Origin of the sequence: uncultured Microbacterium sp., assembly GCF_900078385.1 — a bacterium.
Classification (GTDB): domain Bacteria; phylum Actinomycetota; class Actinomycetes; order Actinomycetales; family Microbacteriaceae; genus Microbacterium.
Window position 1 is genome coordinate 24,305 of the sequence record NZ_FLQR01000007.1, and the last position, 19,582, is coordinate 43,886.

General features: G+C 71.7%; 19 protein-coding genes and 1 riboswitch. Of the genes, 10 read left to right on the forward strand and 9 right to left on the reverse strand.

Annotated features, from left to right (window positions below):
* Positions 1-17: 17 nt before the first annotated feature.
* From QZL85_RS07770 to QZL85_RS07785, 4 genes are all read left to right on the forward strand, one after another.
* Entirely contained in the window at positions 18-920 is a 903-nt protein-coding gene (locus QZL85_RS07770; RefSeq protein WP_295575729.1) for a PRD domain-containing protein, read from the forward strand.
* Positions 921-1,103: 183 nt separating this feature from the next.
* On the forward strand, positions 1,104-2,954 hold the full coding sequence (locus tag QZL85_RS07775; RefSeq protein WP_295575731.1) for a beta-glucoside-specific PTS transporter subunit IIABC: 1,851 nt from the start codon (positions 1,104-1,106) through the stop codon (positions 2,952-2,954).
* Between the two features lie 13 nt (positions 2,955-2,967).
* Positions 2,968-4,386 carry a glycoside hydrolase family 1 protein gene (locus QZL85_RS07780; protein WP_295575732.1) on the forward strand — a complete coding sequence of 473 codons (1,419 nt, stop codon included), beginning with the start codon at positions 2,968-2,970 and terminating at the stop codon, positions 4,384-4,386.
* 58 nt (positions 4,387-4,444) lie between these two features.
* Positions 4,445-5,302: a Cof-type HAD-IIB family hydrolase gene (locus tag QZL85_RS07785; RefSeq protein ID WP_295575734.1), complete on the forward strand. Its 858-nt coding sequence runs from the start codon at positions 4,445-4,447 to the stop codon at positions 5,300-5,302.
* A 16-nt stretch (positions 5,303-5,318) separates the two neighbouring features.
* Here the strand turns inward: QZL85_RS07785 and QZL85_RS07790 are convergent, their stop codons facing one another.
* Genes QZL85_RS07790 through QZL85_RS07800 form a run of 3 tightly spaced genes read right to left on the reverse strand, consistent with a single transcriptional unit; the run spans position 5,319 to position 7,704 of the window.
* Positions 5,319-6,155 carry an NAD(P)-dependent oxidoreductase gene (locus QZL85_RS07790; RefSeq protein WP_295575736.1) on the reverse strand — a complete coding sequence of 279 codons (837 nt, stop codon included), beginning with the start codon at positions 6,153-6,155 and terminating at the stop codon, positions 5,319-5,321.
* On the reverse strand, positions 6,152-6,934 hold the full coding sequence (locus QZL85_RS07795) for an enoyl-CoA hydratase/isomerase family protein (RefSeq protein ID WP_295575738.1): 783 nt from the start codon (positions 6,932-6,934) through the stop codon (positions 6,152-6,154). The genes QZL85_RS07790 and QZL85_RS07795 overlap by 4 nt, the downstream gene beginning before the upstream one ends.
* An 8-nt stretch (positions 6,935-6,942) precedes the next feature.
* Positions 6,943-7,704, reverse strand: coding sequence for an SDR family NAD(P)-dependent oxidoreductase (locus QZL85_RS07800; RefSeq protein ID WP_295575740.1), 762 nt, complete (start codon positions 7,702-7,704; stop codon positions 6,943-6,945).
* Positions 7,705-7,804: 100 nt separating this feature from the next.
* On the opposite strand from QZL85_RS07800, the gene QZL85_RS07805 reads away from it, so the two are divergent.
* Both QZL85_RS07805 and QZL85_RS07810 read left to right on the forward strand, forming a co-directional pair.
* Entirely contained in the window at positions 7,805-8,530 is a 726-nt protein-coding gene (locus QZL85_RS07805; protein ID WP_295575742.1) for an aminoglycoside 3'-phosphotransferase, read from the forward strand.
* A gap of 35 nt (positions 8,531-8,565) precedes the next feature.
* On the forward strand, positions 8,566-9,408 hold the full coding sequence (locus QZL85_RS07810) for an SDR family NAD(P)-dependent oxidoreductase (protein ID WP_295575744.1): 843 nt from the start codon (positions 8,566-8,568) through the stop codon (positions 9,406-9,408).
* 35 nt (positions 9,409-9,443) lie between these two features.
* On the opposite strand, the gene QZL85_RS07815 is transcribed toward QZL85_RS07810, so the two are convergent.
* Entirely contained in the window at positions 9,444-10,523 is a 1,080-nt protein-coding gene (locus QZL85_RS07815; RefSeq protein ID WP_295575746.1) for a DNA polymerase IV, read from the reverse strand.
* Between the two features lie 51 nt (positions 10,524-10,574).
* Here QZL85_RS07815 and QZL85_RS07820 point away from each other — a divergent pair, with 51 nt between their 5' ends.
* Positions 10,575-10,967 (forward strand): MmcQ/YjbR family DNA-binding protein, encoded by a 393-nt coding sequence (locus tag QZL85_RS07820; protein ID WP_295575748.1) that lies wholly within the window; start codon positions 10,575-10,577, stop codon positions 10,965-10,967.
* A 16-nt stretch (positions 10,968-10,983) separates the two neighbouring features.
* On the opposite strand, the gene QZL85_RS07825 is transcribed toward QZL85_RS07820, so the two are convergent.
* The 3 genes from QZL85_RS07825 to QZL85_RS07835 form a co-directional block, all read right to left on the reverse strand.
* On the reverse strand, positions 10,984-11,775 hold the full coding sequence (locus QZL85_RS07825; RefSeq protein ID WP_295575750.1) for an energy-coupling factor transporter transmembrane protein EcfT: 792 nt from the start codon (positions 11,773-11,775) through the stop codon (positions 10,984-10,986).
* Positions 11,772-13,241: an ABC transporter ATP-binding protein gene (locus QZL85_RS07830; protein WP_295575752.1), complete on the reverse strand. Its 1,470-nt coding sequence runs from the start codon at positions 13,239-13,241 to the stop codon at positions 11,772-11,774. Before QZL85_RS07830 ends, QZL85_RS07825 begins: the two co-directional genes overlap by 4 nt.
* A gap of 1 nt (position 13,242) precedes the next feature.
* A complete protein-coding gene (locus tag QZL85_RS07835) occupies positions 13,243-13,875 on the reverse strand; it encodes an ECF transporter S component (protein WP_295575754.1) in 633 nt (210 codons plus the stop codon).
* Positions 13,868-13,977, reverse strand: a riboswitch (TPP riboswitch). Its footprint overlaps the gene before it by 8 nt.
* A 71-nt stretch (positions 13,978-14,048) precedes the next feature.
* Between QZL85_RS07835 and QZL85_RS07840 the strand changes: the two genes are divergently transcribed.
* Positions 14,049-15,413, forward strand: coding sequence for a D-alanyl-D-alanine carboxypeptidase family protein (locus QZL85_RS07840; protein ID WP_295575757.1), 1,365 nt, complete (start codon positions 14,049-14,051; stop codon positions 15,411-15,413).
* 14 nt (positions 15,414-15,427) lie between these two features.
* On the opposite strand, the gene QZL85_RS07845 is transcribed toward QZL85_RS07840, so the two are convergent.
* Complete coding sequence (locus tag QZL85_RS07845; protein ID WP_295575760.1) at positions 15,428-16,357, reverse strand: DnaJ domain-containing protein; 930 nt, start codon at positions 16,355-16,357, stop codon at positions 15,428-15,430.
* Between the two features lie 4 nt (positions 16,358-16,361).
* The gene (locus QZL85_RS07850; protein ID WP_295575763.1) at positions 16,362-17,447 is read right to left on the reverse strand and encodes an enoyl-CoA hydratase/isomerase family protein; all 1,086 of its coding nucleotides are present in this window, start codon (positions 17,445-17,447) and stop codon (positions 16,362-16,364) included.
* A gap of 100 nt (positions 17,448-17,547) precedes the next feature.
* Between QZL85_RS07850 and QZL85_RS07855 the strand changes: the two genes are divergently transcribed.
* Positions 17,548-18,762 (forward strand): ATP-binding cassette domain-containing protein, encoded by a 1,215-nt coding sequence (locus QZL85_RS07855; RefSeq protein WP_295575766.1) that lies wholly within the window; start codon positions 17,548-17,550, stop codon positions 18,760-18,762.
* On the forward strand, positions 18,759-19,580 hold the full coding sequence (locus QZL85_RS07860) for an ABC transporter permease (protein ID WP_295575768.1): 822 nt from the start codon (positions 18,759-18,761) through the stop codon (positions 19,578-19,580). Before QZL85_RS07855 ends, QZL85_RS07860 begins: the two co-directional genes overlap by 4 nt.
* Positions 19,581-19,582: the final 2 nt, after the last annotated feature.

The window sequence follows — 19,582 nt, forward strand, 5'->3', positions numbered from 1 at the left end:
GCTCCTAGACTGGCGGCATGGCCGACGATCGCACCGCTGCGCGCGTCACGGGACGAACCGTCCACAAGGTGCTCAACAACAACGTCGTCATCGCGATCGACGAGTCCGGTCGCGAACGCGTGCTCATGGGTCGCGGCCTCGGGTTCCAGCTGAAGCCCGACGATGCGGTCGATCCCGCCAAGGTCGAGAAGACCTTCGTCCTGGACACCGGGACCGAGGGCGACCACGCCCGCCGCATCCTGGCCGAGGTCCCCTACCCCGTCATCGAAGCCGTCACCCGTGCCGTCGACGCCGCGGAGCGCACGCTCGGCCGCGACCTCGGCCGCCGTGTCTCGATGGCCGTCATCGACCACATCCAGTACGTCCTGGAGCGCCTCGACCAGGGCCTGCGCATCCCGACGACGTCGATGCCCGAGCTGCGGGTCCTGCACCCCGACGAGTTCGCCGCGGCGACGGCGATGGCCTCCTCGATCGGCACGTCGCTGGAGCGGACCCTGCCCGAGGAGGAGGCGGTGTTCCTGACGATGCACCTCCTCAACGCGACGCGCGACGAGCCCAACGGCACGGCGGCGCTGCTGTTCCGCCGCGTGCAGCACGTCGTCACGACGGTCGAGTCGGGGCTGGGCGTGCGCGTGGACCCGGAGAGCCCCGACTACGCGCGCTTCATCCTGCACGTGCAGTTCCTGCTCCAGCGGCTCGTCTCCCGGTCGATGCTCCGCAGCGCCGATTCGTCGTTCTTCGAGTTCGCGAAGCGCTCGTATCCACGCTCGTTCGAGGTCGCGAAACAGGTGAAGGACTACGTCCGCGAGGCCACGGGATCGGAGTTGACGGACGAAGAGGTGCTGTACCTCATCGTGCACGTCGAGCGCCTCACGCAGCACGTCTCGGGTGGCGACCCCGGTGCCGACGTGATACCGTGAGCGCTGCAGAGCGACGAATGCTCTGCGGATGCTCCGGATTGTTACTGCGACAGCAGGCAAAACCTGAACTCACATCGCCGAATCGGCGGTGAACGAGTTCAGGTTTTTTTGTTGCCCGGAAACGGCTCGTGGCGTCCATCCGAACAGGTGCCGCGGTGTGGCGGCGGAAGGTGAGTGGGTCCCGTGGACTACTCGAAGACAGCGGCCGGAGTCCTCAAGGGCGTCGGCGGCGAAGAGAACGTGCAGTCGCTCGTGCACTGCGCAACCCGGCTCCGTTTCGTCCTGAAGGACGGCTCGAAGGCGGACAGCGCGGCGGTCAAGGCCGTCCCCGGCGTCATCACGACCACCGAGGCGGGCGGCCAGTACCAGGTCGTCATCGGCAACGACGTCCCCGAGGTCTACGCCGCGATCGGCGCCATGTCCAAGCTCGGCTCCGCGGATGCCGTCGACGCCGGCGACGCGCCGAAGACGAACCTGTTCAACCGGTTCATCTCGATGATCTCCTCGATCTTCACCCCCGTGCTGTGGGCCCTCGCCGGCACCGGCCTGCTCAAGGCGTTCCTCGCCGCGGCCGTCACCTTCGGCTGGATCAGCGCCGACACCACGACCTACGTCGTCCTGAACGCCCTCTCCGATGCGTTCATCAACTTCCTGCCGATGGCGCTCGCGATCACGGCGGCCCGGTACTTCAAGGCCAACGAGTGGACGGCGTTCGCGATCGCCGGCGCGCTCGTCTACCCGACGATCACGGCACTCAACGGCGCACCCGACCTGACCTTCTTCGGCATCCCGTTCGTGATGGTCAGCTACGTCTCCAGCGTCATCCCGATCGTCGTCATCGTCTGGCTGCAGTCGCACGCGGAGAAGTTCCTGTACGCGAAGCTCCCCGGCGCGATCCGCCGCTTCGTTACCCCGATGATCGTCGTCCTCGTCGGCGTCCCCCTCGTCTTCCTCGTCGTCGGCCCCATCTCCGACATCCTCGGCGGCGGTCTCGGCGACGGCATCGGCTGGATCTTCGCGACCGTGCCGTGGCTCGGCGGAGCGATCATGGGCGGCCTGTGGCAGGTCTTCGTGATCTTCGGTCTGCACTGGGGCCTCGTCCCGGTCTTCCAGATCGAGTTCCAGAGCACCGGCCAGATGCTGCTCATCGCCCCCGTCTTCGCCGCCGTGCTCGCGCAGGCCGCCGCCGTCGCCGGTGTCTGGGTCCGCGCCCGCAACAAGAGTCTCAAGTCCCTCGCCGCGCCTGCGACCCTCTCCGGCTTCCTCGCCGGCATCACCGAGCCCGCGATCTACGGCATCAACCTGCCGCTCAAGCGCCCCTTCGCCTTCGGCATCGTCGGCGGCGCGGTCGGCGGCGCGATCGTGGCCATGGGCAGCGTCTTCTCCGAGGCGTTCGTGGTCCCCTCGGGCCTCGCCCTCCCCGCCCTCTTCGGCAACGGCAGCATGATCCTCCTCGCACTGGGCCTCGCCGCCGCGATCGTCATCCCGTTCCTGCTGGTCGTGCTGGTGGGCTTCAAGGAGCCGGAAGAGACCGTCGCCGTCCCCGCGTCCGGCAACGACATCGTCGTGTGGAGCCCCCTCGAGGGCACGGTCGTCGACCTGAGCGAGACGCAGGACGCCGCCTTCGCCGACGGCTCCCTGGGCCGCGGCGTCGCGATCGTCCCCCGCTCCGGCGCGCTGTACGCACCGTTCGACGCGACCGTCGTCGCGGCGTTCCCGACCGGACACGCCCTGGGCCTGCGCCACGCCGACGGCGCGGAGCTGCTGATCCATGTCGGGATCGACACCGTCAAGCTCGCCGGCAAGCACTTCGCGCTCAAGGTCGAGACGGGTCAGCAGGTGGCCGCCGGCGATCTGCTGCTCGAGTTCGACGTCGACGCGATCACCGCGGCCGGCTACGACCTCACGACGCCGGTCATCATCACCAACCCCGAGCTGTACCCCGCCGTCGAGGCGGCGGCATCCGGTCCGATCGCGCACGGCGAGCCGCTCTTCACCGCCGTGTCGGTCGAGTCCCTCGCGGTCGCGAAGTAAGGAGCATCACCACATGACGACCACGACATTCCCGGACGGGTTCCTCTGGGGCGGCGCGACCGCGGCGAACCAGCTCGAAGGCGCCTACCTCGAAGACGGCAAGGGCCTGTCGATCCAGGACGTGATGCCGAAGGGCATCATGACGCCGCGGAACGAGGCCCCGACGCCGGACAACCTCAAGCAGGTCGGGATCGACTTCTACCACCGCTACGCGGAGGACATCGCGCTCTTCGCCGAGATGGGGTTCAAGACCTACCGCTTCTCGATCGCGTGGAGCCGGATCTTCCCGAAGGGCGACGAGACGGAACCCAACGAAGCCGGCCTCGCCTTCTACGACCGCGTGCTCGACGAGCTCGAGAAGCACGGCATCGAACCGCTCGTCACGATCTCGCACTACGAGACGCCGCTGCACCTCGCGGAGAAGTACGACGGCTGGGTGAACCGCGAGCTCATCGGGTTCTACGAGCGGTACGTCCGGACGCTGTTCACCCGCTACGGGGCACGCGTGAAGTACTGGCTGACCTTCAACGAGATCAACTCGGTGATCCACGCGCCGTTCATGTCGGGTGGCATCAACACGCCCAAGGAGCAGCTCTCCAAGAGCGACCTCTACCGGGCCGTGCACCACGAGCTCGTGGCCTCCGCTCTCGCGACGAAGGTCGCGCGCGAGCTCGCCCCGGACGCGCAGATCGGCTGCATGGTGCTGTCGATGCCCGTGTATCCGCTCACGCCCGACCCCGAGGACGTGTTCGCGGCGCTCACGACGGAGCGCACGAACCTCGCGTTCGGCGATATCCACGTGCGCGGCGAGTACCCGGGCTACTACCTGCGGAGCCTCCGCGAGCAGGGCGTCGAGCTGGAGATCAGCGACGAGGACCGTGCCCTGCTGAAGGAGAACACGGTCGACTTCGTCTCGTTCAGCTACTACTCGAGCATCTGCGAGACGGTCGACGCCGACAAGCGCGACATGGGCGAGGGCAACCTCTTCGGCGGCGTCCGCAACCCCACGCTCAAGGAGTCCGAGTGGGGCTGGCAGATCGACCCCGTCGGCCTGCGGTTCGTGCTCAACACGTTCTGGGACCGCTGGCAGAAGCCGCTCTTCATCGTGGAGAACGGGCTCGGCGCGAAGGACCAGCTCGTCGAGGTCGACGGTGTGAAGACCGTCGTCGACGACTACCGGATCGCGTACCTCCAGGCCCACCTCGAGCAGGTCGGCGAGGCGATCGCCGACGGCGTGGACCTCATCGGGTACACGACGTGGGGATGCATCGACCTCGTGAGCGCCTCCACGGCGCAGCTGAGCAAGCGCTACGGCTTCATCTACGTCGACCGCAACGACGACGGCTCCGGCACGCTCGAGCGCTTCAAGAAGAAGTCGTTCGACTGGTACGCCGAGGTCATCCGCACCAACGGCGCGAGCCTCACCTCGTGAGCGGTCCAGCGCCGGCCGGGATCCCCCCGGTCGGCGCTGCGACTAGCGTGGAGTTGTCATGACGTCGCAGCGCATCGCCTTCCTCGACGTGGACGGCACGATCCTCGAGCACGGCTCGGTCATCGCCCCCTCCACCGTCACCGCCGTCCGCACCGCCCGGGACAACGGTCACCTCGTGTATCTGAGCACGGGACGATCCGACGGCGATGTGCACCCCGACGTCCGTGCGATCGGCTTCGACGGGGCCATCACGAACGGCGGCGCCTACGCGATGCGCGGCGACGAGCTCATCGTCTCGCACCCCATGCCGCGCGCCGAGGTCGAGCGGCTCGTGGCCTATTTCGAGGCGCACGGGATGCACTATTTCCTGCAGTCGCACGAGCGGGTGTTCGCGAGTCCCGGCATCCGCGTCCTCGTCGACGAGTTCATCCGCCACCGTCGGGCGCGCCGCGCCGAGGATCTGCGCGCGCTGGGAGTGGCGGACGGCGACGTGCCGGACGTCTCGCTGCACCAGTACGCCGACCTCGCCGAGGCCGACCTGGACGAGATCGCGAAGGCCGTGTTCGTGAGCGACCGCTCCGACAGCCTCGACCGCGCGCAGACCGACCTCGGCGACACCTTCCACGTCATCCCGGGGAGCATGCCGATGCCCGGGGGCAGCAACGGCGAGATCAGCATGCTGGGCACGACGAAGGGCGCCGCGATCCTGGAGGTGCTCGGTCACCTGGACCGCGACCCCGCGGACGCCATCGGCATCGGCGACAGCTGGAACGACGTGGAGATGTTCGAGGTGTGCGGCGTGTCCGTCGCGATGGGCAATGCGGACCCCGACCTGCAGGCCCGCGCCGACCGCGTCACCACGGCGGTGCTGGACGACGGCGTCTGGAACGCCTTCGTCGACCTCGGCCTCGTCTGAGGATCGGTCCGCCGCCTCAGTCGAGGAAGATGTCCGGGTAGAGCTCGGAGTCGGGGGTGCCGGGCGTCGCGGCGTACCGTGCGAAGTCGGTGATCCCCGCCGCACGCAGCACGTCCTCCACGATGAGGCTCTGTCCCGTGTACCCGCGTGCAGGCTGCAGCAGCACCTCGTACGCGGCATCCGCGTAGATCTCGGGGGTGCGGCTGACCTTCATCATCCGGTCGCCGCCGAGGGCGAACTGCACGGCTGCGGTCGCGATCGTCGTCGCCGGCCACAGGGTGTTGGCGGCGATCCCGTCCTTCGCGAACTCGGCCGCCATCCCGAGGGTCGCCATCGACATGCCGTACTTGGCCATCGTGTAGCCGGTGTGCGCGCCGAGCCATCGGGGGCTCAGGTTCAGCGGCGGCGACAGGGACAGGATGTGCGGGTTCTCGGCGTCCTTCAGGATCGGGATCGCCGCCCGCGAGAGCAGGAAGGTGCCGCGGACGTTGACGTCCTGCATGAGGTCGTACTTCTTGGCCGCCAGATCGAGCGAGCCGGACAGGTCGATGACCGACGCGTTGTTGACGACGATGTCGATGCCGCCGAACTCGCCCTGCGTCTTCAGCACCGCCTCGGTGATGTCGTCGTCGTTGCGCACGTCCCCGACGATCGGGAGGGCGTGGCCGCCCGCCGCGCGGATCTCCTCGGCGGCGCTGTGCACCGTGCCGGCGAGCTTGGGGTGCGGCGTGTCGGTCTTGGCGAGCAGCGCGATGTTGGCGCCGTCGCGCGCGGCGCGGAGCGCGATCGCGAGGCCGATGCCGCGGCTGCCGCCGGACATGAGGATGGTCTTGCCGGCGAGCGTGGCGGTCATGAGGTCTCCTTGGGGATGCGCTTTGCGGATGCCGCGGCGAAGGCCGCGACCCGCACCTTCGACTCGTCCGTGTCGAAGCGGGCGCCGATCGAGCGCGCCTCGTCGTCGAGGTTGTCGGCGAGGCTGCGGCCCGCGCCGGTGCGGATGAGGCGCTTGGCCTGGCCGAACGCCGCCGTCGCACCGTCGAGCCAGAACCGGGCGACCTGCGCAGCACGCGCCCCCGGGTCGGCGGCGATCTCGGTGATGAGGCCCCAGTCCAGCGCCGTCTCCGCGTCGATCGTCACGTCCTGCAGGAGGAGGTGCAGCGCGCGGCGCTGGCCGATCGCGGCGGGGAGGAGCGTGGAGACCCCGAGGTCGGGGGTCAGGCCGATGTTGGCGTACTTGCTGACGAACTTCGCCCCCTCGGAGGCGACGATGTGGTCGGCGACGAGCATGAGTCCGAGACCGCCCCCCGCCACGGCGCCGTCCACGGCCGCGACGATCGGCTTGTCGGATTCGACGAACGCACGGATGCCGTCGTGGATGACGTGGGCCATCTCGGTCACCGCCGCTCCACCGGCGCCGGAGCCCGCCATGGCGACCACGTCGCCGCCGGCACAGAAGCCGCGGCCGTTGGCATCCAGCAGGATCGCGCCGACCGTCGGGTCGGACGTGACCTCGCGGGCGACCTCGCGCCAGCGGGTGCCCATCTCGAAGTCCATCGCGTTGAGATACGCGGGGCGGTTGAAGGTCACCCGCGCGAGTGCGCCGGCCCGGGCGAGGAGGATCGTGTCGCTCATGCTGTCGCTCATTTCGGTGCCATGCGGATCGCGCCGTCGAGACGGATCGTCTCGCCGTTGAGGTAGCCGTTCTCGACGATGGACTGCACGAGCGCGGCGTATTCGTCGGGCCGGCCGAGGCGCTGCGGGTAGGGAACCTGCTGGCCGAGCGAGTCCTGCGCGGCCTGCGGGAGCCCCGCGAGCATCGGCGTCTCCATGATGCCGGGCGCGATCGTGCAGACCCGGATGCCGTAGCGGGCGAGCTCGCGGGCGATCGGCAGCGTCATGGCGTGCACGCCGCCCTTGCTGGCGGCGTACGCCGGCTGCCCGATCTGTCCGTCGAATGCGGCGACGGACGCCGTGTTGACGATGACGCCGCGATCGCCGCCTGCCGTGGGCTCGGTCCTCGCGATCGCGGCGGAGGCGTGCGCGATGACGTTGTACGTGCCGATGAGGTTGATGCGGACGATCTTCTCGAATCCGCTGAGCGGCGACGGGTTGCCGTCGCGGTCGAGGACCTTCGCGGGCGGAGCGACGCCGGCGCAGTTGACGACGATGCGCAGGGGCGCGGCCCCGGATGCGGTCGCCACCGCCGCGGCGACCTGCTCGCCGTCCGTGACGTCGGCGGGGGCGAAGAGTCCGCCGAATCCGCTCGCCGCCTCGGTGCCCGCGGAGCCCGGCAGATCGACGATGGTGACGTGCGCACCGGCGGCGGCGAGGCGGCGCGCCGTCGCGAGCCCGAGGCCGCTGGCGCCACCCGTGATGAGGACGCCCGATCCGGCGATGTCCATACGGTTCTCCTTCGAACTGGTATCGCGTCCCAGCTTACGCGGGACTGCGTCTCGCTCCGCGCGCGGTGGCATCCCCAGGCTAGCGGGGCAGGATGGAGTCATGTCGATCCCTGACGACCGGATGCCGGTGCCCGCGCACGTGCGCCGGCTCGCCGGCGGTGCCGCCGTCACGCCGGTGTGGCGGAACGAGATCGGCGGCGTGACGTTCCGCACCGACGACGACCGGTTCCTCAAGTGCGGCCCGCTGCACGCGGAGACGAGCATGGCGGGGGAAGCGGCCCGGCTGCGGTGGGCCGGGCAGTGGACGCCGGTGCCCGACGTCATCGACGTGGGCGACGACGGTGCCGAGGAATGGCTCGTGACCCGCGCGCTGCCGGGTCTGTCCGCGGTGGACCCGCGGTGGCTCGCCGACCCGGCCGCCGCGGCCCGCGCCGTGGGTGAGGGGCTGCGCGCGCTGCACGACGCGCTGCCGGTGGCGCAGTGCCCGTTCGAGTGGACCGTGCCCTCCCGCATCCGGCGGGCCGCCGCCCGCGGCATCCGTCTCCCCGGCGCGCTCCGCGAGCCGCCCCAGGTCGATGTGCTCGTCGTCTGCCACGGCGATGCGTGCTGCCCCAACACGCTGATCGGCGACGACGGCCGGTGGATCGCGCACGTCGATCTCGGCGCTCTCGGCCGGGGCGACCGATGGGCGGACATCGCCGTCGCGGCGATGAGCACCGAGTGGAACTACGGTCCCGGGTGGCAGGACGCCCTCATCGAGGCCTACGGCGTCGAGCCCGATCAGGACCGCCTCGCCTACTACCGCGACCTGTGGAACGCGACGTGACAGCTACGCTTGCCGGACTCGGCCTTGGGAGACGCATGCCTCGCACCATCATCATCACGGGAGCCAGCGACGGAATCGGCGCGGCCTCCGCCCGGCAGCTGCATGATGCGGGCGAGGAGGTCGTGGTCGTGGGCCGGGACCCGCGCAAGACGGCGGCGGTCGCAGACGCGCTGGGTGTCGCCTCCTTCGTGGCCGACTACAGCGACCTGGCCCAGGTGCGCGCGCTGGCGGCCGCCCTCCTCGGGGCGTATCCGCGCATCGACGTCCTCGTCAACAATGCCGGCGGCATCTTCGGGGATCGATCCCTCACCGCCGACGGGCACGAGGTGACCTTCCAGGTCAACCACCTCGGCGGCTTCCTGCTCACGGCACTCCTGCGAGACCGCCTTCTCGAAAGCCGCGCGACGGTCATCCAGACCTCCAGCGAAGCCGCGCGCCGCTTCTCACGATTCGACGTCGACGACCTCGAGAGCACGAGGAGATACTCCGCGAGCACCGCGTACGGCAATGCGAAGCTCGCGAACATCCTGTTCACGAAGGAGCTGCACCGCCGATTCGGGGATGCGGGGATCAACGCGGTCGCCTTCCATCCCGGTCTCATCGCGAGCGGATTCAGCGCCGCCGCACGGGGCGCGTGGCGCTTCCTGTACACCAGTCCGCTCACCGCGCGCCTGCTGTCGTCGGCGGAGGTGGGCGGCTCCCGGCTGACCTGGCTCGCCTTGGGCAAGCCCGGCGTGGACTGGGAGCCCGGCGGCTTCTACTCGAACAACCGGCCCGCCCGGACGCATCCCCTCGCCGGCGATCCGCTCGTCGCGAAGAAGCTCTGGGAGCGCAGCGCCGAGATGGTGGACCTGTCGGAGAACGTCGCCGGGCATTAGGCGCGCTGTGGGCGTCGCCAGCGCCCGGATGGTCGTCACCACCCGCTGCGGGTGGGCGTGTGGCCTTCCCGCGCGTCGTCGGGCATGGCCATCTCGGCCCGCACGCCGAGGAGGCGGAGCGGCCGGTCGGGTTCGATCCGGTCGACGAGCTTCATGATCTCGGCCGCCACCTCGGCGCGGTCGAAGGTGGCGGCGATCTTGTGCACGAGCGTCTTCGTCAGGAACGGCGCGTAGCGGACCTTGAGTCCCACACCGACGACGGCGCGGCCCTCGGCGATCACGTCGTCGAGCACGTGGGCGAGCAGCTCCCGCGCCGCCTGTTCGATGTCGGCGCGTGCGACGAGGTCGTGCTGGAAGGTCGTCTCGCGTCCGTGGCCGCGCGCCACCCACGGGGTGTCGTCGACGACCGCCGAGCCGTCGCCGCGTCCCAGCTGCCGGTACCACGGGCCCATCTTCGGGCCGAACGCGGAGGCCAGCATCGCCTCGTCTGCGCTCCCGAGCTGCGCGACGGTCAGGACGTCGTGGGCGGCGAGCCGCCGGGAGATCTTCCCGCCGACGCCCCACAGCGCGGTCGTCGGCCGGTGGCCCATGACCTCGAGCCAGTTCTCGGATGTGAGCCGGAAGCTCCCCTGCGGCTTGCCGAAGTCGGTGGCGTTCTTGGCGCGGACGAGGGTGTCGCCGATTCCGACACTGCAGTGCAGGCTCGTCCGCTCGAGGACGGCCCGCTGGATGCCCCGGGCGTACCCCTCGGGATCGTCGGTCGTGACGCCGACGAAGGCCTCGTCCCAGCCGAGGACCTGGACCACGGCGCCCGGCTGGGCGCGCAGCGTCGCCATGACCTCCTCGGATGCAGCCGTGTACTCCGGCGCATCGACCGGCAGGATGATCGCGTCCGGCACCTTGCGCGCGGCGATCCGCAGCGGCATCCCCGACCCCACTCCGAAGGCGCGCGCCTCGTAGGACGCGGTCGACACCACCGCACGCTCGGTGGGGTCGCCCCGTCCACCCACGATCACCGGCTTGCCGGCGAGCTCGGGTCGCCGGAGGACCTCGACGGCCGCGATGAACTGGTCGAGGTCGACGTGCAGCACCCACGGACGGGCGGAGTCGGCCATGCGCCCAGTGTGCCATCGCGGATCCCGGCGACGGGTGGAAGAATGCGCCACGTGGAGCACCCGATCATGTTCGAGGAGACCGATCCGATGCTGGCGCGGGTGCGGCGCATCGCGCTCGGGTTCCCTGCGGCGCTGGAGAAGATCAGCCACGGCCGCCCGACCTTCTACACGCGGCGCGTGTTCTGCCATTACGGCGCGTCGCAGCATCCCGCCGACGAGTGGATCGCGCACGACCGGGCGATCGTGATCCGGATGGATCCGGAGGACGAACCGGCGCTGCGTCAGGACCCCCGGTTCTGGGTGCCCGCCTACCTCGGCCCCTACGGCTGGCTGGGCCTGGACCTCGACGAGCGTACCGACTGGGACGAGGTCGGCGAGCTCATCGACGCGTCGTACCGGGTGACGGCGACGCGCACGCTCGTCCGCGAGCTGGACCGGCGCTGAGCCGGGCGCCGGTCCGTCACGACCACACGAAGCGGAACGTCCCTGCCAGGGCGGCCGCCGTCAGGGCGAGCGCGATCAGCACGACTCCCCCGGCGACGGCGACGGCGTCGCGTCCGGACAGACGCGACGTGTGCGCCCAGGTGCGCTGACCGGGCGCGCCGAACCCCCGCGCCTCCATCGCCATCGCCAGCTTCGTGCCGCGCCGCACGGCGAACACGAGGAGGACGAAGGCCATCGAGAAGAAGCGCCGGATCGCTCCGCGGTCGCCGACGCCGCGCGCGCGCCGCGCGAGGGCCATCATGCGCCAGTCGTCCAGGAACAGTCCCAGCGTGCGCGTGCCGGCCAGCACCCCGAGCACGAACCGCGTCGGCAGGCGCACGATCTGGGCGAGCGCGGCCGCCAGCTCGGTCGGGTCGGTGCGCCCGAACAGCAGGATCGTCGGCAGGGCGAGCGCGATCACGCGCAGGCTGACGGCGAAGGCGAGGGCGATCGAGTCGTCGCTGATCGTCGCGTATCCGAACGCCCAGTGGATCCGCCCGCCGGGTTCGGCGTACAGCAGCATGCTGATGCCGGCCACGGGGGCGAGCAGCAGAACCGGCAGCAGCCGCCGCAGCACGGTCGGCACGCTCAGCCCGGTCAGCGGGATGCACAGCAGCTGAAGCGTGATCGCGGCCCCCGCGCTCACCGGGTCGATCGAGGCCAGGAGCGGGATCGAGAGCAGGAGGGCGAGCAGGATCTTCGTCGCGGGATTGACGGCGTCGAGCCAGGCGCGCGGCGGGGCGGCTGTCGGCTTCTCCACCGTCGTCATGCCGCCGCCTCCCGCGGGGCGGATGCCGTCAGCTCGATCCGCCGGCCGCCCAGGTGGTGCGCGACACCCGCGTCGTGCGTGACGGCGACGACCGACGTGCCGCGGACGATCTCCTCCTGCAGCAGTCCGACCAGCTCCATCCAGCCGCGCCGGTCCTGGCCGAAGGTGGGCTCGTCGAGCACCACGATCCGAGGACCGGTGGCGAGCACGGTGGCGACCGAGAGGCGGCGCTTCTGCCCGCCCGACAGCGTGAACGGGTTCGCGCGCGCGAGGGACGACAGGTGCAGCCGTTCGAGCAGCCCGTCGACGATGCGATCGACCTCGGCGGCAGGAAGACCCAGCGCCCGCGGTCCGACGGCGAGCTCGTCCTGCACGGTCTGGGCGAGGAACTGGTGCTCCGGGTCCTGGAACACCGTGCCGATGCGGGTCAGGAGCTCCCTGGAGGACCAGTGCGCCGGGCGGCGGCCGCGCCGGCCGGCCAGCTCGGTCGATGCGGTCACCTCGCCTTCCCGCTCCGGGAGGAGACCCGCGAGGGTCAGCGCGAGGGTGGACTTCCCGGCGCCGTTGGGTCCCGCGATGACGGTCGCGGCCGCGCGCGGCACCGCGACGTCGAGGTCCCGGCACACGACGGAGCGGCCGTCGCGCGAGATCGCCAGTCGGCGGGCGACCAGCACGGGCTCGGTCGCCCCGGGAAGCGGGCCGAGCACCGGGAGGTCGACGGGATGGCCGGGCACCCACACGCCCGCGGCCGCGAGCGCGTCGCCGTGCGCCGCGAACACGGCCTCCGGCGCCCCGTCGGCCAGGAGCCCGCCCGCGGCGTCGAGCACGATGACGCGCGTCATGAGATCGACCCACACCTCGGTGCGGTGCTCGATCACGACGAGCGTCGCTCCGGTGTCGCCGACGACCCGCTCCACGCTCGCGCGCACCTCGCGCACCCCGTCCGGGTCGAGGTTCGCCGTCGGCTCGTCCAGCAGGAGCACGCCCGGGCGCATCGCGAGCACCCCCGCGATCGAGAGCCGCTGCTTCTGCCCGCCGGAGAGGTTCTTGGTCGGTCGGTCCAGCGGGACGTCGAGCCCGACGGCATCGAGCGCTTCGGAGATGCGCACGGGGATCTCTCCGGCGGGCACGCCGAGGTTCTCGCACCCGAACGCGACATCGTCGCCGACCTTGGACAGCACGATGCCGGCGTCGGGGTCCTGCAGGACGAGGCCCACCCGGCCGCGCTGCGTCTCGGCGGGCTCACCGTCGATGCGGATCGACCCGGAGACCTCGCCCTCGTCCGCGCCGCCCAGCAGACCGGCGATGCCGGCGAGCAGCGTCGACTTGCCCGCGCCCGAAGCGCCGAGCAGGAGCACGCGCTCCCCCGGCTCGATCGTGAACGACACGTCGCGCACCGCCGGGGCGCGGCGGCCGGCGTACCGCCACCCCCACCCCGCCGCGCTCACCCGTGCCGGCCGGGTCATGTCAGACCTCGGCGCGCGATTCGCGGCCGGCGGCGAACCGGCTGAGCGCTCCCGTGGCGGCGAGCGCCCGCACGAGGAGCCACCCGGCGACACCGGCGAGGAGCGCACCCGAGACGAGCAGCGCCCCGAGGTAGATGAGGTTGAACTCGAGCGTCTTGAGGATGTTCGGCGAGCTGCCGTAGAACAGCTCGAAGACCCAGGCCCCGAGCGCGGCGGCCATGCCGGCGAGCGCGGCGACGGGCAGCGTGAAGCGCCGGTAGAGGAACAACAGGAAGATCAGCTCGGCGCCGAGACCCTGCGCGATGCCGGAGAGGAGCGTCGAGACACCCCAGACATTGCCGATGAGCATCGAGACGATCGCGGCGACGACCTCGACGAGCAGCGCCGCACCGGGCTTGCGGATGACGAGGCCGCCCACGACCCCGCCGAGCAGCCAGATGCCCACCGCGATGCCGCCGAGCCCCGGCGTGAGCCCGTCCATGGCGGTGAACCAGGCGTAGCCGACGGTGTTCCACGCCCAGAAGATGAGGCCGATCGCGACGCCCAGGACGCTGGCGACGACGATGTCGACGACCCGCCAGCGGAAGCGGCTCGCGGTCGCGACGGGTGCGGGCACGAACGTGGAAGTGCTCATGTGTTCTCCTCCCTGCGCCGGCATGATCCGGATCAGGTTCGACGGTCGAAGCGTGGTTCGCTTCCTCTCAGCCCGGCTCACCGGACTCCCGTGGTTGTGCGCTCGAGTATACCGAGCCGCTCCCGGTGGCGACGGTGCACGGTCGAGGTTCGTCGGGGCGGTACTTTGAGTGGATGACCCGGCCCCCCGCCCCGCCCCCGCGGCGGGCGCTGGAGTGGGTCGACGAAGAGGCGCTGGCTCCCAGCCCGGCCCGCATGGATCTCCGAGCCGTGACGGCCCCGTACGCGATGGTCAGTCCTGATCTGCTGGATCGCCGGCCCCGCCGGTCGCCGCTGCGTGCGGGGGTCCTGCTGCCGATCTTCGGGACGTTGCTCCTCGCGGCGGCGTACGTCGCGACGACGCTGCTCTGGCCGCTGCACGCCGTGCCGCCGGTGGTGACGGCCACGGAGATAGAGCCCGTCTCGGCACCGCTGTCGGCTCCGCAGTGGCCGGAGGAGGGCGCGGCGGCGGTCGGGGTGGACGGGATGGCCGCGACGATCTCCTCGACCACCGACCCGGTCATGATGGCGAGTATCACCAAGCTGGTGACGGCGCTGCTCGTGCTCGACCAGCAGCCGCTCGCGGTCGGCGACCCGGGCCCGGACTATGCCTTCACGATGAGCGATCGCTACACCTACTGGGAGTTCCTGGGCCGCGGCGAGTCGGCGCTGGATGTCCCGGTCGACGGGACCCTGACGCAGTACCAGCTCCTGCAGGGCATGCTCATCGGGTCGGGAGGCAACTACGCGGAGCGACTCGTATCGACCTTCTGGCCGTCGGATGCGGTGTTCGCCCGCGCCGCGCGCGACTGGCTGACCCAGCACGGGCTCTCCGGCATCACGGTCGTCGAGCCGACGGGCATCGACGAGGACAACCAGGCCTCCCCGGCGGCCGTGGTCGCCCTCGCCGACCGGGCGCTGGCGAACCCGGTGATCGCGGAGATCGTCGACACGACGGCGGTGACGCTGCCGGGGGCCGGCGAGGTCGAGAACACGAACGATCTGCTCTCCGACCCGGCCGTGACGGGTGTCAAGACCGGCGGGCTCTGGAACTACTACAACCTCGTCGCCGCCCGCGAGGTCGTCGTCGGAGAGACGACGGTGCGCGTGTACGCCACCGTGCTCGGTCAGCCCACCGATGCGCTGCGCGACGAGGAGACGGCGCGACTCCTGGCGGCCGTCTCGGACGAGGTCGCGCAGCCCGCAGTCCTCCCCGCCGACACGGTCGCCGGTGTCGTGACGACCCCGTGGGGCGAGCGCGCCGAGGTCGTCACCGACGAAGCCGGCGCCGTCGCCCTGTGGAACGGCGCCTCGGCGGTCGCCGAGCCGTCGTTCGCGCTGGGCGCGGCTCGGGGCGAGGGCGAGAACGTCGGCCGGCTTGTCTTCCGCGGACCGGTCGACGAGGACACCGTGGCGCTCCGGCTCGCGGGCGACATCGACCCTCCGACGACGTGGTGGCGCCTCACGCACCCGCTCGAACTGTTCGGTCTCGTCGACTGACGCGCACCGGCGCTTCAGACGAAGCGGACCGTCTGCTGCAGGCGCGTGCGCACGTCGAACAGCTCGTTGCCGCCGATCTCGCGGGCACCGGTGACGCCGCGGCGGAGGACCGTCGCCAGCGCGGCACGCGAGACCACCGCGACGGGGAGGGACTTTACGCGGCCGATCTCGTCGATCGCGACGGAGACGTCGTCGTCGGGCAGGACGACGATCGCGCCGCTGAACCTCACCCGCGCCGCCCGCCCGAGCGCGCGGGCGCCGGCAGCCAATGTCGCGACCGGCGCGCCGGGCACGGCCTCGCCGATCACTTCGCCGCGGCGGGTGCGGACCGGCCCGCCGAAGTCCTCGGACAGGATGGCGTACAGTCCGCTCGGCCCCAGCACGATGTGGTCGAGCTTCGCCTCCGGACCGCGGTCGCGCGCCTCGACGTCGTGCCAGACGGTGTAGCCCATCCCGAGGTCCGCGACGATGCGTGCCGTCGCCTCCTCCGCCAGCGCGTCCGCCAGGAGCCGCTTGATCTCGTGCGGCGCCGTGCGCACGAGCGCCGGGTCGTACGGGTCGGCGAGTGCGACGCCGCGGCCGGCCCATTCCCGGATGAGGGTCAGATAGCGCTCCCGGCGCCAGCCGCCGGGCTGACCGTGCGACCGCGCCTTGGGGCGGGTGTCGGCGGGGCGGGCGGGCGGACGCCAGGCCGGACCGGTCGGCGCGAAGGAGACCGGCGTCTCCCCGAAGCCGTGTCCCCGGTCGTAGGCGGCGCGGGCGGTCGGTGTGCCGACGAGCTCCCATGCCCGCTGCACCTGCACGAACTGCACCGCATCCCCACCGGTGTCGGGGTGGGTCTGCCGCAGCCGCAGGCGATAGGCGCGCCGCAGCTCCTCCTCATCGACGTCGGGGGCGACCTCCAGCACGTCGTAGGCGGAGGCGGAGAGAGGACTGTCGAACACGGGCTCAGTCCCAGAGCGGCGTGGCGGGGACGGAGGCCAGCGCGCCGGCGGCCACATCGGGCGCCAGCTCCGCGAGGGTCGCGGGCTGCCACCGCGGTGACCGGTCCTTATCGACGAGCTGCGCGCGGATGCCTTCGACGAGGTCGGGCTGCGTCATGGCGAACCACAGGACCAGCCCGTACTCCTGTGCGAGCGCGTCCCGGAGCCCCGGCAGTCCGCGCGCGGCGCGGACCGCGTCGAGCGTGACGGCGAGGCCTGTCGGGGAGAGCTCGGCGAGGGTCTCGGCCGTCGCGAGAGCCTCGGGTTCGGGTCGGGCGCGCAGCCGCTCGAGGATCTCCGCCACCGTGGGCGCGGAGAAGGCCGCGTCGATCCAGGGCCGCGCCGCCTCCAGTCGGGAGGGGGCGGCGGTCTCGTCGAACAGCAGGACGAGCTCGTTCGGCGTCGAGGGGTCGGCGCGGGTCACGAGCGCCTCGTGCAGGTCGCCGAGGTGGGCGCTGGGCACGAAGTGGTCGGCGAACCCTGCGTAGATCGCATCCGCCGCATCCATGACGGCGCCCGTCAGCCCCAGGTACTCGCCGAGGCGCCCCGGCGCCCGGCCGAGCAGCCACGTGCCGCCGACGTCCGGCGTGAAGCCGATGCGGGTCTCCGGCATCGCCAGGCGCGAGCGCTCCGTGACGACGCGCACCCCGGCGTGGCCGGCGAGGCCGATGCCGCCGCCCATCGTGATGCCGTCGGCGAAGACCACGACAGGTTTCGGGTACTCCGCGATCCGGGCGTTCAGCGCGTACTCCGCGCGGAAGAACGCCCCGGTGTCCTCCGGGTGCCCCGCGACGATCCGGTCGTACAGCCCGCGGACGTCCCCGCCCGCGCACAGACCGCGGTCGCCGGCGCCGTCGAGCAGGATCACCTGGATGTCCGGGTCGCGCTCCCAGCGGTCCAGGGCGGCGGCGAGGTCGCCGATCATGCCGAGGTCGAGCGCGTTGAGGGCCTGCGGCCGGTCGAGCGTGAGGTGGCCGACGCTGCCATCCGCGCGGGCCCGGATGCGGGTCTGCGGGGTGCCGGTCTCGGTGTCGGTCGACGTGGTGCTCACCCGGGCAACGTTACCCGCGTGCCGACGGGCGGCCGGGCACAGCACGCGCCACGTGTTTCGGCCAGGATGGAGGGGATCCCGCGACGAGGAAAGGCCGCGCATGCCCGAAGGACGCGTACTCGAGTTCACCGACGTCACCAAGCGCTTCGGCGCCGTCACGGCGGTCGACTCGTTCACGGCGCGCGTGGAGCCCGGCGTCGTGACCGGGTTCCTCGGACCCAACGGCGCCGGCAAGACGACGACGCTGCGCATCCTGCTCGGTCTCATCCGCGCCACGTCCGGGAGCGCGACGATCGGCGGGCAGCGCTACGCAGACCTCGCCCAGCCGCTGCAGACGGTCGGCGCCGCGCTGGAGGCGTCGAGCTTCCATCCCGGTCGCACCGCGGCGAACCACCTCGCCGTGTACGCGCAGGCCGCCGGCATCCCGCACGCCCGCGTCGCCGAGGCTCTCGGCGTCGTCGGTCTCGCCGACGTCGGCGGACGCAAGGTCGGCGGGTTCTCGCTCGGGATGCGTCAGCGGCTCGGCCTGGCCTACACGCTGCTCGGCGACCCCGGGGTCCTCGTGCTGGACGAGCCGGCCAACGGCCTCGACCCGGAGGGCATCAAGTGGATGCGGGGGTTCCTCCGCGAACTCGCCGCCCAGGGGCGGACCGTCCTGGTGTCCTCGCACATGCTCTCCGAGATCCAGCAGTCGGCGGACGCGCTGCTCATCATCGCCCGCGGCCGGCTGGTCTTCCAGGGTCCGCTGCCGTCGCTCACCCCGCCGGACGAGTACGCGACCCTCGTGGACGCGCCCGATCGGGCGGCCCTGCGCGCCGCCCTGGATGCGCGCGGCCTCTCGTACGACATCCTGCGCTCGGGGCTCTCCGCGCGCGGCGCCGACCCCGCCGAGGTGGGGGCGATCGCTGCGGCCGCCGGGATCGCCCTCTCGACCCTGCAGCGGCGCGGACCGGCGCTCGAGGAGGTCTTCCTCGACCTCGTCAACGGCATCCGCACGCACGCCTCGGCCGCTGCACCGCCCGCCACCGCGCTCGACGCGCCGCCCCCGGTCGACACCGCGCCCGGACCGGACCCCGCGGCGGCCCCGGAGCCGGCGACGGCCGCCCCCGAACCGGGGCCGGCGGCAGAGCCCACAGACCTCGCGGAGGAGGCGTCCGGCGACGTCGAGGAGGATCTCCCCCTCGATCGCCCGTGGGAGGCGGCCGAGCGGAAGACCGAGGCCGACGTCGAGGCCGACCAGTTCTTCTCCCGCTACGACGACGCGCCCCGCTATGACGACGCGCCCCGTCCCGAGGAAGGCGGTGACCAGCGATGAGCCTGTCCCGCGCGACCCGCTCCGAGCTCACCAAGCAGTTCTCCACCTCGCTGTGGTGGATCCTCGTGATCGTCCTCGTCGCCTGGGTCGGCTCGACGGCGGCGGGCCTCGCGGCCGTCTTCGCCGCCGACGCGTCCGGCGCCCTCGGCGGCGCCGCCCAGGGGCCGCAGCTGCCGGCCGAGCTCATCCCCCCGATGGTCTACAGCATCGCGACGGCCGTCGGCTACGTCTTCCCCCTGCTGATCGGCGCGCTGCTCGTGACCGGGGAGTTCCGCCACCAGACGCTCACGCCGACGTTCCTCGCCATCCCGCGCCGCGGGGTCGCGCTCGGCGGGAAGATCGTCGCCGGGATCGTCGTCGGACTCCTCTTCGCCGTCGTCGCGATCGCCTCCACGGTCGGTCCGGGTGCCGGCATCCTCGCGGCCTTCGACGTCGACACGCAGCTGCAGGATGCGGACACCTGGGCGATGATCGGCCGGATGGTCATCGCCTTCCCCCTGTGGGTGCTGATCGGCATCGGGGTCGGCACCCTCGTGCGAAGCCAGGTCGGGGCCGTCGTCGGGGTGATCGCGTTCACGCAGTTCGTCGAGCCGATCCTTCGGGTGGTCGCCGGGCTCGTCGACGGGCTGGACACGGTGACGCAGTATCTTCCGGGCGCCGCCTCCGACGCCCTCGTGGGCGCGAGCATCTACACGGGCATGGTCGGCGGGGAGACCACGAGCCTGCTGTGGTGGGCCGGCGGCATCGTGCTGCTCGCCTACGCCGTCGTGTTCCTCGTCCTCGGGCACCTGCTCAGCTGGCGCCGCGACGTGAGCTGAGC

What these genes read in the sequence shown, in the direction of transcription:
- QZL85_RS07770 (WP_295575729.1), top strand. Translation starts at nt 18, where the DNA reads ATGGCCGACGATCGCACCGCTGCGCGCGTCACGGGACGAACCGTCCAC.
- QZL85_RS07780 (WP_295575732.1), top strand. Translation starts at nt 2,968, where the DNA reads ATGACGACCACGACATTCCCGGACGGGTTCCTCTGGGGCGGCGCGACC.
- QZL85_RS07785 (WP_295575734.1), top strand. Translation starts at nt 4,445, where the DNA reads ATGACGTCGCAGCGCATCGCCTTCCTCGACGTGGACGGCACGATCCTC.
- QZL85_RS07790 (WP_295575736.1), bottom strand. Translation starts at nt 6,155, where the DNA reads ATGACCGCCACGCTCGCCGGCAAGACCATCCTCATGTCCGGCGGCAGC.
- QZL85_RS07795 (WP_295575738.1), bottom strand. Translation starts at nt 6,934, where the DNA reads ATGAGCGACACGATCCTCCTCGCCCGGGCCGGCGCACTCGCGCGGGTG.
- QZL85_RS07800 (WP_295575740.1), bottom strand. Translation starts at nt 7,704, where the DNA reads ATGGACATCGCCGGATCGGGCGTCCTCATCACGGGTGGCGCCAGCGGC.
- QZL85_RS07805 (WP_295575742.1), top strand. Translation starts at nt 7,805, where the DNA reads ATGTCGATCCCTGACGACCGGATGCCGGTGCCCGCGCACGTGCGCCGG.
- QZL85_RS07810 (WP_295575744.1), top strand. Translation starts at nt 8,566, where the DNA reads ATGCCTCGCACCATCATCATCACGGGAGCCAGCGACGGAATCGGCGCG.
- QZL85_RS07815 (WP_295575746.1), bottom strand. Translation starts at nt 10,523, where the DNA reads ATGGCCGACTCCGCCCGTCCGTGGGTGCTGCACGTCGACCTCGACCAG.
- QZL85_RS07825 (WP_295575750.1), bottom strand. Translation starts at nt 11,775, where the DNA reads ATGACGACGGTGGAGAAGCCGACAGCCGCCCCGCCGCGCGCCTGGCTC.
- QZL85_RS07830 (WP_295575752.1), bottom strand. Translation starts at nt 13,241, where the DNA reads ATGACCCGGCCGGCACGGGTGAGCGCGGCGGGGTGGGGGTGGCGGTAC.
- QZL85_RS07835 (WP_295575754.1), bottom strand. Translation starts at nt 13,875, where the DNA reads ATGAGCACTTCCACGTTCGTGCCCGCACCCGTCGCGACCGCGAGCCGC.
- QZL85_RS07840 (WP_295575757.1), top strand. Translation starts at nt 14,049, where the DNA reads ATGACCCGGCCCCCCGCCCCGCCCCCGCGGCGGGCGCTGGAGTGGGTC.
- QZL85_RS07855 (WP_295575766.1), top strand. Translation starts at nt 17,548, where the DNA reads ATGCCCGAAGGACGCGTACTCGAGTTCACCGACGTCACCAAGCGCTTC.
- QZL85_RS07860 (WP_295575768.1), top strand. Translation starts at nt 18,759, where the DNA reads ATGAGCCTGTCCCGCGCGACCCGCTCCGAGCTCACCAAGCAGTTCTCC.